Annotated in this window: 13 protein-coding genes; 5 read left to right on the top strand and 8 right to left on the bottom strand. The window is 64.7% G+C overall.

Annotation, left to right across the window (positions count from 1 at the left end; all coding sequences use genetic code 11):
* The first annotated feature begins 15 nt into the window (after positions 1-15).
* Positions 16-489, top strand: a complete 474-nt coding sequence (ybaK, locus tag IVA74_RS19640; protein ID WP_247347345.1) for a Cys-tRNA(Pro) deacylase — start codon at positions 16-18, stop codon at positions 487-489.
* 11 nt (positions 490-500) lie between these two features.
* Here the strand turns inward: ybaK and IVA74_RS19635 are convergent, their stop codons facing one another.
* A complete protein-coding gene (locus IVA74_RS19635) occupies positions 501-1,196 on the bottom strand; it encodes a GntR family transcriptional regulator (protein WP_247347332.1) in 696 nt (231 codons plus the stop codon).
* Between IVA74_RS19635 and IVA74_RS19630 the strand changes: the two genes are divergently transcribed.
* Genes IVA74_RS19630 through tcuB form a run of 3 tightly spaced genes read left to right on the top strand, consistent with a single transcriptional unit; the run spans position 1,195 to position 3,834 of the window.
* Positions 1,195-1,353, top strand: coding sequence for a hypothetical protein (locus IVA74_RS19630; protein WP_247347330.1), 159 nt, complete (start codon positions 1,195-1,197; stop codon positions 1,351-1,353). The genes IVA74_RS19635 and IVA74_RS19630 overlap by 2 nt on opposite strands.
* The gene (tcuA, locus tag IVA74_RS19625) at positions 1,350-2,741 is read left to right on the top strand and encodes an FAD-dependent tricarballylate dehydrogenase TcuA (RefSeq protein WP_247347328.1); all 1,392 of its coding nucleotides are present in this window, start codon (positions 1,350-1,352) and stop codon (positions 2,739-2,741) included. Before IVA74_RS19630 ends, tcuA begins: the two co-directional genes overlap by 4 nt.
* A complete protein-coding gene (gene tcuB / locus IVA74_RS19620; protein WP_247347325.1) occupies positions 2,728-3,834 on the top strand; it encodes a tricarballylate utilization 4Fe-4S protein TcuB in 1,107 nt (368 codons plus the stop codon). The genes tcuA and tcuB overlap by 14 nt, the downstream gene beginning before the upstream one ends.
* A gap of 3 nt (positions 3,835-3,837) precedes the next feature.
* On the opposite strand, the gene IVA74_RS19615 is transcribed toward tcuB, so the two are convergent.
* From IVA74_RS19615 to IVA74_RS41185, 3 genes are all read right to left on the bottom strand, one after another.
* On the bottom strand, positions 3,838-4,512 hold the full coding sequence (locus IVA74_RS19615) for an alpha/beta fold hydrolase (RefSeq protein WP_247347323.1): 675 nt from the start codon (positions 4,510-4,512) through the stop codon (positions 3,838-3,840).
* A 4-nt stretch (positions 4,513-4,516) separates the two neighbouring features.
* Positions 4,517-7,921: an acyl-[ACP]--phospholipid O-acyltransferase gene (locus IVA74_RS19610; protein WP_247347321.1), complete on the bottom strand. Its 3,405-nt coding sequence runs from the start codon at positions 7,919-7,921 to the stop codon at positions 4,517-4,519.
* Between the two features lie 229 nt (positions 7,922-8,150).
* Complete coding sequence (locus IVA74_RS41185) at positions 8,151-8,417, bottom strand: hypothetical protein (protein ID WP_346730958.1); 267 nt, start codon at positions 8,415-8,417, stop codon at positions 8,151-8,153.
* Positions 8,418-8,468: 51 nt separating this feature from the next.
* On the opposite strand from IVA74_RS41185, the gene IVA74_RS19605 reads away from it, so the two are divergent.
* A complete protein-coding gene (locus IVA74_RS19605) occupies positions 8,469-9,089 on the top strand; it encodes a TetR/AcrR family transcriptional regulator (RefSeq protein WP_247347472.1) in 621 nt (206 codons plus the stop codon).
* Positions 9,090-9,101: 12 nt separating this feature from the next.
* Here the strand turns inward: IVA74_RS19605 and IVA74_RS19600 are convergent, their stop codons facing one another.
* The 4 genes from IVA74_RS19600 to IVA74_RS19585 form a co-directional block, all read right to left on the bottom strand.
* Positions 9,102-10,409, bottom strand: coding sequence for a GGDEF domain-containing protein (locus tag IVA74_RS19600; protein ID WP_247347320.1), 1,308 nt, complete (start codon positions 10,407-10,409; stop codon positions 9,102-9,104).
* 246 nt (positions 10,410-10,655) lie between these two features.
* Positions 10,656-11,960 (bottom strand): nicotinate phosphoribosyltransferase, encoded by a 1,305-nt coding sequence (gene pncB, locus IVA74_RS19595; RefSeq protein WP_247347319.1) that lies wholly within the window; start codon positions 11,958-11,960, stop codon positions 10,656-10,658.
* 159 nt (positions 11,961-12,119) lie between these two features.
* Positions 12,120-14,270 carry an adenylate/guanylate cyclase domain-containing protein gene (locus tag IVA74_RS19590; RefSeq protein WP_247347318.1) on the bottom strand — a complete coding sequence of 717 codons (2,151 nt, stop codon included), beginning with the start codon at positions 14,268-14,270 and terminating at the stop codon, positions 12,120-12,122.
* 18 nt (positions 14,271-14,288) lie between these two features.
* Complete coding sequence (locus IVA74_RS19585) at positions 14,289-14,957, bottom strand: hypothetical protein (protein WP_247347308.1); 669 nt, start codon at positions 14,955-14,957, stop codon at positions 14,289-14,291.
* Between the last annotated feature and the right edge of the window lie 49 nt (positions 14,958-15,006).

Raw genomic sequence — 15,006 nt, 5'->3', positions numbered from 1 at the left:
TGGTAAACGTGATCTATGTCCAAAATCACCCCAGCCACGCGCGCGCTTGAAGCTGCCGGCATTGCCTTCACCGTCCACACCTACGACTACGATCCCGATGCCGAGAGCATCGGACTCCAGGCCGCATCGGCGCTCGGCGAGGACCCCGCGCGCGTCCTGAAGACGCTGATGGCGCTGGTCGATGGCAAGCCGGTCTGTGTCATCGTCCCGTCCGACCGCGAAGTCTCGATGAAGAAGCTCGCCGCGGCTGCGAGCGGCAAGTCGGCGCAAATGATGAAGCCGCTCGAAGCCGAGCGAGTCACCGGCTTCAAGGTCGGTGGCATCAGCCCGTTCGGGCAGCGGAAGCCCGTGCGCACCGTGATCGAGCAGAGTGCGCTCGTGCATGATCAGGTTTACATCAACGGTGGTCAGCGCGGATTGCAGGTGCGGCTCAAACCGGATGATGCGGGGGTCGTGTTGAAGGCGGTCGTCGCGGATGTGGTAGCCTGAGCGTCTCGCCGCTACTGCTTTTGCAAAAGCTTCAGCCGGCAGCGCAGCGCTTCGCGGATATGTGCGCGCGCGAGTTGCTCCGACTTATCGCCGTTGCGAGCCGCGATGGCGTCGATGATGGCCTGGTGCTCGCCGTGGCTGGTCGAGGGGCGACCCGATACGGAGAAGGTGGTGGGACCGAGGAGTGCGATCCAGTCCTGCAATTCGCCTGACGCGTTGTCGAGATAGCGGTTGCGCGCTGCGCGGCAGATCGCCTCGTGGAACGCGCGGTTCAGCCTTGCCATTTCTCCTGCCATCTCGGCGGCGTCGGCCGCAGACGCTTGGACAAAAGCCTGTTCGATATCCCTGAGCGCGTCGACCTCGGTCGCTGAGGCGTGCTCCGCGGCCAGGCGCGCGGCGGCGCCTTCCATGATCTCGCGCATGGCATAGAGTTCGAGCACCTCGGAGATGTCGAGGTTGCGCACGATGAGGCCGCGGCCGCCGGCGGGTTCGACGAACCCGCGCGCCGCGAGCCGGCCCAGAGCCTCCCGCACCGGCGTGCGGCTGACCTTCAGCCGGTTGGCGACCTCCTCTTCGCGCAGGCGGTCGCCGGCGCGGTAGCTGCCGGCCTGCAGCGCCTCGCAGAGCGAGCGGAACACTGCTTCGCCCAGCGCGACACCGCCGCCGCGCGCGATCGATCCGCCTGCCTTTGCCGGGCGTCTGGCCATGTTTTCCCTCGCGGCGCATCCTGCCCATGCAGAGATGCCGCTTGCAACGTTGATGTATATCTTTGTATACAAAGGTACGCAATGGCGGCCGGGAATGACCGAGGCGGCCGGCGGGCAGAATGTCTCTAACTTCGTCGGCATCGGGCAGACGGCATGAGCAGTAAATACGACGTGCTGGTGATCGGCGGCGGCAATGCGGCGCTGTGTGCGGCGATCAGCGCCCGGCGTGGCGGCGCCTCCGTCCTCGTGCTGGAGGGCGCGCCAAAGTTCTATCGCGGCGGCAACACCCGCCATACCCGCAACATGCGCTGCGCCCATGACGCCGCCACCGACATCCTGACCGGCCCCTACACCGAGGAAGAGTTCTGGGAGGATCTGCTGCGCGTCACCGGCGGGCAAACCGACGAGGTGCTCGCCCGTCACATGATCCGGGAATCCAAGGACATTTTGAGCTGGATCGTGGAGCAGGGCGTGCGCTGGCAACCCTCGCTCGGCGGCACGCTGAGCCTCGGTCGCACCAACTCCTTTTTCCTCGGTGGCGGGCGGGCGATGCTCAACGCGCTCTATCTCACTGCCGAGCGGCTCGGCGTCGAGGTCGAATACGACGCCGAGGTCACCGACCTCATGATCGAGGACGGCATGTTTCTCGCCGCGCGCCTCAAGCGGCCGATCAATGGCGAGACCGAGATACGCGCGACGGCGCTGGTCGCCGCGGCCGGCGGGTTCGAGGCCAACATCGAATGGCTGAAGCAATATTGGGGCGAGGCCGCCGACAATTTCCTGATCCGCGGCACGCCCTATAATCGCGGTTCGATCCTGAAGATGCTGCTCGACAAGGGCGTGCAGGAGGTCGGCGACCCCACGCAGTGCCATGCGGTCGCGATCGACGCCCGCGCGCCGAAGTTCGACGGCGGCATCATCACGCGTCACGACTCGGTCGTATTCGGCATCGTCGTCAACAAGCACGCCCAGCGTTTCTACGACGAGGGCGAGGACATCTGGCCGAAGCGCTACGCGATCTGGGGCCGGCTGGTCGCGGCGCAGCCGGACCAGATCGCCTACATCATCTTCGATTCGACCGTCGTCACCTCGTTCATGCCGACACTGTTCCCGCCGATCGCCGGGCAGACCGTGGCTGAGCTCGCCGGCAAGCTCGAGCTCGATCCAGCTGCGCTGGACAAGACCATCACGGAGTTCAATGCAGCGGTGCGGCCCGGCACCTTCGACCATACTGTTCTGGACGATTGCCGCACCGAAGGCATCACACCGCAGAAGACGCATTGGGCGCGGCGGATCGAGACGCCGCCTTATCTCGCTTATCCGGTGCGGCCCGGCATAACCTTCACCTATCTCGGCACGCGCGTGACCAGGGAGGCGCGGATGCTTATGTCGGACGGCAAGCCGTCGGCCAACATGTTCGCAGCCGGTGAGATCATGGCCGGCAACGTGCTCGGCAAGGGCTATGCCGCCGGCATGGGCATGACCATCGGCAGCGTGTTCGGGCGGATCGCAGGACGGGAAGCGGCGAAACATGCACGGAACTAGGATTCTCGACGAAGCCGACCGCCTGATGACGGTCTGCAATTCCTGCCGCTACTGCGAGGGACTGTGCGCGGTATTTCCCGCCATGGAAATGCGCCGTGCCTTCTCCGACGGCGACCTCAATTATCTCGCCAATCTCTGCCATTCCTGCGGCGCCTGCTACGTCGACTGCCAGTTCTCGCCGCCGCATGAATTCAACGTCAACGTCCCGCAGACGCTGGCGATCGCGCGCGCCGAATCCTATGCCGCCTATGCCTGGCCACAGGCGCTGTCCGGTGCGTTCGCGCGAAACGGCCTCGTCATCAGTGTCATCGCCGCGCTCAGCATGGCCGCCTTCATTCTCGGCTTCGCCGTCCTGAACGACCGCAGCGTGCTGTTCGGCGTGCACACCGGTCCCGGCGCGTTCTACAGACTGATGCCGCACAATGCGATGGCCGCATTATTCAGCGCCGCCTTTCTCTATGCGATCCTCGCGCTGGTCATGAGCGTGCGTGCGTTCTGGCGCGACATCGGCACGCCGATCGGCGGCCGTGCCGATGGGGGCTCGATCTTCCAGGCGATCCGCGATGCGGGCGAGCTGCGCTATCTCCACGGCGGCGGCGTCGGCTGCTACAACGAGGACGAGAAGCCGACCGACCGGCGCAAACTGTATCATCACCTGACTTTCTACGGTTTCCTGCTCTGCTTCGCCGCGACGTCGGTGGCTACGCTCTATCATTATTTGTGGGGACGCGAGGCTCCGTATCCCTGGTGGGATCTGCCGGTCGTGCTTGGTACGCTTGGCGGCATCGGTCTCATCATCGGGCCGATCGGCCTGTTCGCGGCCAAGATGCGGCGCGATCCGGCGTTGCTCGACGAGCAGCGCTACGGCATGGATGTCGGTTTCATCGCCATGTTGTTCCTGACCGGCTTCACCGGCATGCTGCTTCTGCTCCTGCGCGAGACCGCCGCCATGGGGCCGCTGCTTGCGCTGCATTTGGGCGCGGTATTCGCGCTGTTCATCACCATGCCCTATGGCAAGTTCGTGCACGGCATCTATCGCTTTGCGGCACTGGTGCGCTATGCGCAGGAGCGGCGCAGCGAAGCCGGCTCTTGAGATTCAGATGGTGCGGAAGCGGCCGTCGCGCAGGAAAGCAATGGTCTGTTCGATCGCAGCGGCGTGACGCGGAAGCCCGGTATGCGACGCCTTGACGACGACATGGTCGGCCATTCCGGCCACCATCGCGCTTTGCACTGAGACCCGTCCGTCATTCGGCTTGGGCAGAACGAAGAGACCTGCGGCGGGATCGATGAAGCGGTTTCCCGCGATCACGCCGACCGGATAGTCCACGGCGGGCAGGGCGTCAGACCCGGTCGCAGCCGTGGTGGTGAGCTCGAGCCCGGCGGGGCCGTAGAATGCACGGTAGAGCCGAGATCCACGCAGGAGATCAGCGACTTCGCTACCGCCGTTTGGCGTACCCAGCATTACCACGCCCGCAAGCCGATCCGGCCGGTACTTTGCGATATAGGCACGCGTCACCAGACCGCCCATCGAATGCGCGACGAAATGCAGCGGCGCATGACGTTCGGCGAAGCGGGCGACCTCCGGGTGGATATCGTCCGCGAGCGCTGTGATCGATTTGCGGCGGCTGGCATAGTCGACGTTGAGCGTTGCGAAGCCGCTTGCCCGGAGCGCCCGATGCAGTCTGGTCAGGGACGCCGAGGTCCGCGCGATGCCGTGAAGCAGAACCACTCCCGGGCATCGCGCCTCGCCTGATTGAGGCGCCTCGTGCATCTCTCTACGCCACCTCGCGCTCCGGCGCGGACGCCTGCTCGCGGGCCATCGTCGTTGCGGTGACGTAGTCGGTCTTGCCGCTGCCGAGCAGCGGCACCTTGTCGACCACCAAGATCGCCGCGGGAACGGTCAGCTCGGACGCGCCGATCGTCTTTGCCTGACCCAGCATCGCGCTACGCTCGGCACCCTTCTCCGTCGTGAGCAGCACGATGCGCTCGCCCTTGCGCGGATCCGGGATCGACACGGCAACCGATGCGGCCTGCGGCCACAGCGTCGTCGCGATGCTCTCGACCGCTGACAGCGAGACCATTTCGCCCGCGATCTTGGCAAAGCGCTTGGCGCGGCCCTTGATGGTGATGAAGCCGGCGGCGTCGATCGCCACGATGTCGCCGGTGTCGTGCCAGCCCTCGGCGAGCGGTTCGAGCACGCCGGGATTTTCGGCCCGCAAGTATCCAAGCATCACGTTCGGTCCGCGCACCGAGAGGCGTCCACCTTCCTCGATGCCGGGGACTGGCTCGAGGCGGCTTTCCATCAGCGGCGACAGGCGGCCGACGGTGCCGGGGCGATTGGCCATCGGCGTGTTCATCGCCAGCACCGGCGCGGTCTCGGTGACTCCATAGCCTTCGAGGATGCGGATGCCGTAGCGCTCCATGAACACCTGGCGTGTCCGATCCTTGACCGCTTCGGCGCCGGCGATCACCAGGCGCAGCGTACGGAAGTCGTAGGCATGCGCCGAGCGCGCGTAGCCGGTGAGGAACGTGTCGGTGCCGAACAGGATCGTGGCGCCGCTCTGGTAGATCAGCTCGGGCACGATCCGATAGTGCAGCGGCGAGGGGTACATGTAGATCGGAATGCCCGCGAGCAGCGGCATTATCAATCCGCCGGTCAGTCCGAAGGAGTGGAACACCGGCAGCACGTTGAACACCTTGTCGTTGGCGTTGGCATCGACCCGCGCCAGCGCCTGCGCGGCGTTGGCGAGGATATTGCGGTGGGACAGCACCACGCCCCTGGGGGTGCCTTCCGAGCCCGATGTGAACAGCACGACGGCCGGATCATTCGCCTGGCGCGTGACGCGCGGCGCGGTGCCGGCGAGCAGGCCCTTGATCTTGTCGGCCGTGCCGATCGAGGCGCGGACATCCTCGAGATAGACGACGCGGACTTGCGCGGAGATCGCCGCCATCAGCTTGTCGAGCTTGCCCTTCTCGATGAAGGCCTTCGATGTCAGCACCGTCTTGACCTGCGCGGCCTTCATGGCGGCGAGCACGTTGACCGGGCCCGCGGAGAAGTTGAGCATCGCCGGCACCCGGCCGATGTTTTGCAGCGCCATGAAGACGACGGCGACGCCTGCGGAATTCGGCAGCAGCACGCCGACATTCTCACCGACGCCGGTGCCGCTCTCCAGCTTCCGGCTCAAGACCTGCGCGCCCAGGATCAGCTTGCGATAGGTCAGCTTGGTGCCGAGCGCGTCCTCGACGATGACCTTGCCGGTGTCGCGGTCGCGATAGGCGTGCCCAAGCGCTTCGAACAGCGTGTGATCGAGCATGGCGTTCTTCACCATGGCGTCAATCATCACGTCCTGAAGCGCTGCGCCCGCAGCGTTGCGGCGCGCCTTGCCCTTCAGCGACGGATCGACCGGAAGCTTGACCGGCGGCAGGATGGTGACGGTCACCCGCGGAAACCACGAGCGCTTGATCTGGCTGCCGTTGAGATAGCTGAGATGCGAGCGTTGCGCGCCTTCGATGCGGATCGGGACGACGACCGCATCGGCCTTGTCCGCGATCATCGCGGTGCCGTCATAGACCTTCATCAGCGAGCCGGAGACGGTGATGCGTCCCTCCGGGAAAATCACGACCGGCTCGCCGGCGGCGACAAGCCTGATCAGGTCGCGCGCGGCCAGCGGCTTGCTGGGGTCCATGGTGTAGTGCTTGACCACGCGCAGGAACGGCTTGGCCCACCAGGCCTTGGAGATGCCGGTATCGACCGCGAAGCTCGCGTCGATCGGCAGCACGGCGTGCAGCAGCGGGCCGTCGATCAGGCTGACATGGTTGGGCGCGATCAGCATGCGCGTGCCGGCGGGCGGCAGATTTTCAAGCCCACGGACTTCCGTGCGGAACAGTGCGCGGAACAGCAGACCACCGAAATCGCGCACGCCTTCCTTGCCCCACTTCGTCAGCACGAACCAGACTGCGCCGAAACTTGCGATGCCGAGGCCGAAGAAGATCCAGCCGACATGCAATCCGGCCGCCTGCAGCAGCGCGACGAACAGCGAGCCCGCTACCATGAAAGCGGCCTGCAGCACATTGCCGGCGGCGATGATGCGGGCACGCTCGGACGGTGCCGACCAGGCCTGGACGGCAGCGAAGGACGGCACGACGAATAGCCCGCCGCCGAATGCGAAGGCGACGAAGTCGATCAGCATGCGCAGGCCGGCGAACGACGTCGCGAAGTCGACCGCGGCGATGTCCTGACCCTTGCTGGTCGCGCCGATCGCCCAGGCGAGATCGAGGCCGGCAAACCCCATGATGATGGCGCCGATCGGCACCAGCGCGAGGTTCGGGCGAACGTGGCTCAGGCTAGCGGCGAACAGCGAGCCGATGGCAATGCCGATTGCGAAGACCGCGAGACACAGCGTTACCACGCCCTCGGTGCCACCGACGACGTCCTTGACCAGCGCCGGCAGCAGCGAGAGCACGATGGCGCCCACCAGCCAGAACCAGGAGACGATCACGGTGCCGTCCCACAGCCGGTGGTCGGCGTGCAGCGTCTTCAACAGGCCGAGCGTCGAGGTCCAGGGATCGGCGTTGACGGACAGATCGGGTGCAGAGGGCGTTGTTGCCGGAATGCGGGAGGCGACGGCCCAGGACAGCAGGGCCAGCACGACCACGGCCGAAGCGACCCAGCCCATATGCGCGGAGCCGGCCACGAACTGGCCGCCGGCGACGGTGCCGAGCAGGATCGCCATGAAGGTCGCGCCTTCGACCAGCGCGTTGCCCGTCGCGAGCTCGCCGAGCGCGAGCTGGTCCGGCAGCATCGAATATTTCACGGGGCCGAACAGGGCGGCGATGACGCCAAACAGTGCGAGCGCTGCGAACAGCAGCGGCACCGAATGCAGCAAGAAGCCGGCGGCGGCAAAGCCCGCGGCGAAGATCTCGGCGAATTTGAGCCGCCGCGCGACGACGGATTTGACGTATTTGTCGGCGAGCTGCCCGCCGAGCCCGGACAGGATGAAATAGGGGAAGATGAAGACGGCGCCTGCGACCGTCACCAGCGCATCTCCGTGGCCGGTCGCGACACTGTAAAGCAGGATGATGACGAGTGCGTTCTTGAGCACGTTGTCGTTCAGCGCCGAGAAGAATTGCGCCCAGAACAGCGGCGCAAAGCGGCGTGACGACATCAAATCCCTGATCATGACTAGTCCTGTTTTGGAAACGCTGTCTGAGGTTGTTTCATTGTTGGTTGGGCATCGGGACCGGAGGAGACGCGACGGGCAATTGCGGGTTGACGACGATCGTCCCGGCCTGCGCTGCGCCTTGGCCTTCCGATCCTGTTGGTCTCCGCGTGGCGACGTTTGGTTCGCAAATGGTTTTGGTCGCGGCCCTATCAAGCTCCGGCAGGGAGGCGTGCCGGCTGCGCCCGCCTCAGGTGAGGTGGGCGAGACGGCGAAAGGGCGAGAAGCGGCCGAGCCGGCTGAAGCGGCGGCCCTCATCACGGGCACGGGCGCGGTTGGCGCGCCACATCCGGAAGGTTGCGCGGCGCTCGGTCAGGACGCCGGCGATGTCGCAGGCATTTGCGATGCGATCGATCGGCGCCATCGCGAACCGCAGGACCGCCCGGCCAATTCCGGCAACGAGAGCGGTGGCGTCATCGATGAAGGTGGAGGCGATATCAACGGCGAGGGTTTGCATTTTGCAGGTCTCCGAGATAGTGTGAACATTGTTCAAATGAGTATCCTAAAAATGAACAATGTTCAAGAAGAATCGCTACGAGACCAAAAAAAAAGTCGCCGACGGTTTCAGATCCTGGAGATCGCCCGTCGTATTATTGCGACTAAGGGTTTGAGATCGCTAAAGGTTCGGGATGTTGCCGAAGCCGCCGGCTGCTCAATCGGAAGCGTCTATAACGAGTTCGGCGACTTCGACGGGGTCATTTTGACCGTGAATCGGGAGACCGTTCAGGCGCTGACCGTACGCCTTGGCGGAGTTCCGGCCGCAGATCCCGTTCGCCAGCTCTATGGGCTTGCCGCGACCTATCTCGAGTTCTTCGCGGAGCACGCCAACCTGCTGCGCGCGCTGTTCGAGCATCGGATGGAGGACGATCGTCCTTACCCCGATGACATCCTTCAGCTGGTGATGGACGCGTTCGCGCTGATGCATCCACCCCTGGTGCGGCTGCTTCCGAATGCAGACGACGTGCAGATCGCGTTGCTGTCACGCACCCTGTTTTCCGCCGTGCACGGGATCATCTCGCTTGGCCTGGAAGAGCGCATGGTGGCCGTGCCGCCGCAGATGCTGCGCCAGCAGGTCGAACAGTTCCTCGACGCACATCTTGCCGGTCTCGGGATTCTGCCCGTACGCTGACGGGCGCCGTCGTTACGCGCGCGCAGCTTCGCGTTGTCGCGAGGCTACGAGGACGACGTCCGGCCGCACATTGTCGACCTGAACCCGGTTGCGTCCCTTCTCCTTGGCGCGGTAGCAGGCCGCATCCGCATGCCGCATCGCGCCTTCGAGCGTGGTGCAGCGATCGGCAATACAGGTCACGCCGATGCTGGCGGTTACCGCGAAGCAACGATCGTCCCAGGTGAAGCTGAACAATTCGAGCGATCGTCGCAGCCGTTCGGCGATATCGACGGCGCCTGAAGGCGAGCATTGCGGCAAGATCAGGCCGAATTCATCGCCGCCGAGCCGCGCCACCAGATCGTGCGGCCGCCGTTCCTGCCGCAACAGTTGTGCGACCTGGCAGAGCAGGCGGTCGCCCGCGAGATGGCCGCAGCTGTCGTTGACGTTCTTGAACTGGTCGAGGTCGAGCAGGATCAGGCCGAGCGAACCTGTCGCGATGTTGTCGAGCTCGCTTTGCAGGCGCGCCTCGAAGGCGCGGCGGTTGGACAAGCCGGTCAGCCAGTCGTGTGATGCCTGCCAGGCCAGGCGCTCCTTCTCGGCATGCAAGGCATCCTCGAACGCCTGTCGTTGCAGCACCAATCGCCGCGTGTGCCAGATCAGGAGCAGGATCAACGTCAAGGCGGTGACGATATTGACGCAAGTCAGCGTCATCTTGATGGCGCGGGAGCCTTCGCCGAGGACGGTGGAGAACCGGTTGGCGTGCACCGTGAACTGAGCGTTGAGCTCCGAGAGCCGCGACGACAATAATTGCAGGCGGTTGCCGTCCTGAACGGGCCCGTTCTCCAGTTCTGACCGGATGACCTCACCGAACACATTCAGCTCCAGCAGCATGGGGTCGGTGGCGGCCCACTCGCGGATCGCTTCCTTGAGAAAGCTGACCTGTTTGAAGTAGCGGAACAGCCAGATCAATCCCGGCACGTCATCGGGATGGTTGCCGCCTTGCAGAAAGCCGATGCGGGCGACCTCGACGTCGACCGGATCGCGCTCGAGCGCCCAGCGTGCGAACTCGTCGCCGATGGGAACAGCCAGCGAGGTCTGGTATTGCGCGAACTGGCTGGCATCTCCCGAATGCAGATAGAGATTGAGGAAATAGACGGCGTTTTTCTGCGAGCGCGACCACATCGCCTCGCCCGCGACGTAAGCGCGGACCGAGGACATGACCTCCAGGCTGAATCCGGCGATCGCCGCCTGCAGCACGACGACCATGACGAAAGGCGAGACGAGCTTGATGACGTGAAGGAAACTGCGTCCCTTCGTCGACGTCGTTGTTCTGCGAAACACTTTGCGTTCCCCAAGTCACTCGACGACCCCAGCGGAGTGATCCGCTCATAACGCGGATTAAGCGTGAGGGGTTCTAAACTCGACTTGAAAATGCCGGGAGACTGCGTCGCAGAGTGAAGACGTTGTGAAACGGATGTTCGCAGATCGTTGCAAATGCCGTCGAACCGGAACTGACGCGGCATCGACGAGCCGATGTCTTGCATTCGACTTGCGCGGTTTACTCGATCGAGAGAGTTTGCTCTGGCGCTAAACCAGCACCGGCTTGCGCACCCGACCGGCGTCGCCGAAAACGCGCAGGTAACGCTCGATCTCCGAGGGCAGGCCGGTCGCCTTCTCGGGGTTGTCGGAGAGCTTGACCGCCGGGCGGCCGTCGACCGACGACACCTTGCAGACGATCGAGATCGGATCGAGATTGAACGAGCCGTCCGGCGGGCAGCCGACGAAATCATTGGTGAGGTTGGTGCCCCAGCCGAAGGAGAGCCGCACGCGGCCGCCGAAGTGGTGATAGGTCTCCTCGATCGAGCCGACGTCCATGGCGTCGGAAAACACGAGCAGCTTGTCCCTGGGATTGCGGCCCTTTGACTCCCACCATTTCATGATCTCCTCGCCGGCCTGGATCGGCGGCGCGCTGTCGGGGCGGAAGCCGGTCCAGTCGGCGACCCATTCCGGCGCATCGCGCAGGAAGGCCTTGGTGCCGAAAGCGTCGGGCAGAGCGATCAGGAGGTTGCCGCCATAGGTCTGGCGCCACTGGTCGAGGATGCGATAGGGGGCCCAGCGCAATTCCTCGTCGTCCTTGGCGAGCCCGGCAGCGACCATCGGCAGCTCATGGGCGTTGGTGCCGATGGCTTCGAGATCATTGTCCATCGCGAGCAGGACGTTGGATGTGCCGATGAAGGACGGGCCCAGGCCTTCCTTCACCGCCTCCACGCACCAGCGCTGCCAGAGGAATCCGTGGCGACGGCGGGTGCCGAAATCGGAGAGCCGGAGGTTCTCCAGCTTGCGCAGCCGCTCCACCTTGGTCCACAGCTTGGCCTTGGCGCGGGCATAGAGCACGTCGAGCTCGAAGCGGCCGCGGCCCTTGATCGCCGCGCGCGAGCGCAATTCGTTGAGGATGGCGAGCGCGGGAATCTCCCACATCGTGGTGTGGCTCCACGGCCCGTGGAAATGCAGCTCGTACTGGCCTTCGACCTTGCGCAGCTCGTATTCGGGCAGCCGGAATTCGGCCAGCCAGCGGATGAAGTCCGCCGAGAACATGTGGGTCTTGCCGTAGAAGGTGTTACCGGCAAGCCAGATCAACTCTTTCTTGGTGAAGCGGATGGTGCGGGCGTGGTCGAGCTGGGCGCGCAGCTCGCCCTCGTCGATGATCTCGGCGAGCCGGACATGGCGCGAACGGTTGATGACCGAGAATGTTACCTTCTGAGTCGGGTAAGATTCCCGAATCATTTGTAACATCAACAGCTTGTAGAAATCGGTATCGAGCAGGCTGCGGATGATGGGATCCAGCCGCCAGCTGTGATTGTAGGTCCGGCTCGCAATGTCGGTCACTGTCATGGGGGAATTCTAGCGTGGCTGCGGCGACGCAACCAGTGGATTTGGGGAGGGGCAGGCCACCGCCCGGCACCGGTCGCGGGGCAGCCGCAGGGCGGGGTCAAGTCGGGGGAAATAGTCCTTGCTCCAGCGCAGTAGCGCCGGTGCCTTTGGCTGACGCCGCTACTTCCCTTCTAACCTATTGACCGGCGTCCACTCGTTCGGCGGTGGATTTGCCGCGAGCCTTCTGGCGCGTTTCGCGAACAGCGCTGATGCCAGATCGCTCGCTGCCGCGTCCTCGAACGCCTCGACTGCCTTCGCAAACTCGCGCACCCGCCAACACGCGAGCCCTTCCGCATACGCCGTCGCCGCCTTAGTCTGATCGACGCTCTCCGCGCCTTTATCGGCCAGCGGCTCGAATACCTTGATAGCCTCGCCGCGCCCTAACACCCTGATCGCATCGAGCTCGCGCCAGGCGAAGCTGTCGCCGGTCTGCGTGACCGTCGCTTCCGAGGCCATGATCGCGGTGCCGTAATATTTGTTGGCGCCTTCGAGCCGCGAGGCGACGTTCACGGTGTCGCTCATCACAGTGTAGTTGAAGCGGCGGCGGGAGCCGATATTGCCGACCACGGCTTCACCACTGTTGAGCCCGATGCGATGCGAGAGGCCGCGGCCGGCGAAGGCGGCACTGCAGGCGTTGAGCTCTGCCAGCTTTTCGTGGCATTTCAGCGCGGCGTGGACGGCGTTGCGCGCGTGCGCGGGATCGTCGGCTGGCGCACCGAACATCGCGACGATGGAATCGCCGATATATTTGTCGACATAGCCGCGGTGGCTTTCGATGATGTCGGTCATGGCGGAGAGATATTCGTTCATCAGCGTCACCAGCTCGCCCGGCGTCATCGTCTCGGCGATGGAGGAGAAGCCGCTGAGGTCGGAGAAGAACATGGTGACGTTGCGCATCTCGCCGCCGAGCGCCGGCATCTTGCCGGAGGTCACCATGGTGTCGATCACTTCAGGGGCGAGATAGAACGCAAAGCTCTTGCGCAGAAAACGCTCGTCACGATCGGCCAGCACGAAACGGTAGCCGACCGTCATCGCGAGCGCGGCAAGGCTCGCGAGTGCTGGCTCCGTCAAGGGCAGCGCCAGCGCGTGAACGAACGCGCCGACGGTCACGGCGGCATAAGCGGCGGTGAGAATGATCCAGGCGATCACGGCGCCACCCGGTGCGAGCATGCAGGCCGCGCAGGCGATGATCGCTGCGAAGGTGATCGTGAGAATGGTCCGCGCTGGAAAGCCCAGTTCTGTCACGGCATCGTGCTCGATCAGATTGCGGGCGGCGGTGGCATGCACGAAGACACCGGCGATGTCGCTGCGGGCCTTTTGTGCGGTGCTTGCCGGGGCGGGCAGGGCGCATCGTGGCCCGGGCGTTCCGTCATATCCGCCGGACAGTCGCATCGAGGTGAGCTTGCGGTCCTCGAAATTCAGGGCGGTGCCAAGCAGCACGACCTTGCCGTCGAAGGCGCGGCGGAAGAAATCGCGGTCGCCTTTTTCGACGCAGGCGCGCAGATCGGCAAAGGAGAAGGTCGGAACGTCGCGGCCCAGCCCGCGAAAATTGAGCGTCAGTGTATTCGGAACCGCGCTCGGAATTGCATAACCGGACAATTCGGTCGTACCGGACGGTGCATTCCCGGGCTTTCCGCCGAGCGCGCGCGCGGCGAGCTCGATCGCCATCGTGGCGACCGGCTTGCTGTCGATGGAAAAGCTCAACGGCATCCGCCGGATCACGTCGTCGGTGTCGGTGTGGACGTTGAGGGCGCGGATATTGTTTCTCACCGCCAATTGCTGCGCGCGGTCGGGCCTTTCCTGATGGTCGTTGCTCAGGATCTCGCCGAGCACCAGTTTTCCGTTGTCGGAGAGTTGCCGCAGCGCGATCAGGTAGTCCCGGTCAAACCCCCTCATGCGCGTGCCGAGCGGCGCATCGCCAAACGGGATTTGCGATTGCTCGATCGAGCTTGGAAAGATCACGTCGAAGCCGATCACCTTGGCGCCGCCGTCGGAGATGCTCCCAAGCACCCGGCCGATCTCGCGCGTCCAGGTCTGCGTCGGCGAGCCCTTGAACGGCGGCGTGTCGTAGGTCTCACCGTCGATCGCCACGACGACGACCGGCGATGTCGCGGGATCGCGGTGGTCGCCGACGAGCTTGCCGCGCAGCGCCGTGAGGATGTCGAGTGAAAGGCCTTGCAGCGTACCAAGCGGCGGGGACGTGAAGACCGCGCCCGCAACGAGCGCGATCAGGATCGCTGCAACGATGTCCCGCCTGCCGATCCGCCGCATCGCCCCGTCGCTAGCTGCCTATTCGAGCCGCAGCAGGCGGCCGACGATCGGCGTCGACGACGACGTGGCGCCGGCATCGACCTGGAAGGCGTAGCGCTTGGCGCCGAGAATGGCCAGATAGCTGCCGCCCGGGGTCAGCGACTTTCCGGCCTTGGCGAAGTCGTAGAATTTGCCGCCGATCATGTTGTCATTCCTCAGCGGGATGCTGATCGTGGGCTCCTTGCCGTCGGTGCGTTCGATCACCAGCGTGCTGCCGCTCTTGGCCTGCACCAGCGGCGCGACGCCGTAGAGCGTCGGCAGCTTGGCCGGCGCGCCCTTGGCGTCCGAGCGCATGGTGCGGAAGGTCGTAGCCGCACTTTGGTTCGCCTCGCGCTCGGACAGTTTGGCCGCATTGGTATCGCAGGGTACTTTTTCCCGCTTGACCTCGCCGAGCTGCACGGTGCTCTGCTCGGCGCCGACCAGGACGACGCCTTCGCTGATGGTCTCGCGCTGGCAGGATTTGAGATAGCTGAGCGTAATGCTCGCCTTCGGCCCGAGCTTGATGATCTTGCCCGGCGCGACATAGTCCATGAACGCGATGCCATCGACCTTGCCTTGCACGTCCTCGACGATGGCGGCGGGGGTCTCCGCCAGGGCGGGGGCGGCAAGACAGAACGCGCCGACAAATGCGCCGATGAGGCTTTTCATGGGAATTCTCATTCGCTTCGACCGATGGATGACCGGTCCCATCCTGGGC

It is taken from the genome of Bradyrhizobium sp. 132 (genome assembly GCF_023074185.1).
Lineage (GTDB): Bacteria > Pseudomonadota > Alphaproteobacteria > Rhizobiales > Xanthobacteraceae > Bradyrhizobium.
This window is presented reverse-complemented; position numbering and strand designations above follow the sequence as displayed.

Excerpts from the sequence above, each read along its gene's own strand:
- ybaK (WP_247347345.1), top strand. The coding sequence starts at position 16 with ATGTCCAAAATCACCCCAGCCACGCGCGCGCTTGAAGCTGCCGGCATT.
- tcuA (WP_247347328.1), top strand. The coding sequence starts at position 1,350 with ATGAGCAGTAAATACGACGTGCTGGTGATCGGCGGCGGCAATGCGGCG.
- IVA74_RS19585 (WP_247347308.1), bottom strand. The coding sequence starts at position 14,957 with ATGAAAAGCCTCATCGGCGCATTTGTCGGCGCGTTCTGTCTTGCCGCC.
- pncB (WP_247347319.1), bottom strand. The coding sequence starts at position 11,960 with ATGACAGTGACCGACATTGCGAGCCGGACCTACAATCACAGCTGGCGG.
- IVA74_RS19630 (WP_247347330.1), top strand. The coding sequence starts at position 1,195 with ATGTTTTCCCTCGCGGCGCATCCTGCCCATGCAGAGATGCCGCTTGCA.
- IVA74_RS19590 (WP_247347318.1), bottom strand. The coding sequence starts at position 14,270 with ATGCGGCGGATCGGCAGGCGGGACATCGTTGCAGCGATCCTGATCGCG.
- IVA74_RS19610 (WP_247347321.1), bottom strand. The coding sequence starts at position 7,921 with ATGATCAGGGATTTGATGTCGTCACGCCGCTTTGCGCCGCTGTTCTGG.
- IVA74_RS19605 (WP_247347472.1), top strand. The coding sequence starts at position 8,469 with ATGAACAATGTTCAAGAAGAATCGCTACGAGACCAAAAAAAAAGTCGC.
- IVA74_RS19635 (WP_247347332.1), bottom strand. The coding sequence starts at position 1,196 with ATGGCCAGACGCCCGGCAAAGGCAGGCGGATCGATCGCGCGCGGCGGC.
- IVA74_RS19615 (WP_247347323.1), bottom strand. The coding sequence starts at position 4,512 with ATGCACGAGGCGCCTCAATCAGGCGAGGCGCGATGCCCGGGAGTGGTT.
- IVA74_RS41185 (WP_346730958.1), bottom strand. The coding sequence starts at position 8,417 with ATGCAAACCCTCGCCGTTGATATCGCCTCCACCTTCATCGATGACGCC.
- tcuB (WP_247347325.1), top strand. The coding sequence starts at position 2,728 with ATGCACGGAACTAGGATTCTCGACGAAGCCGACCGCCTGATGACGGTC.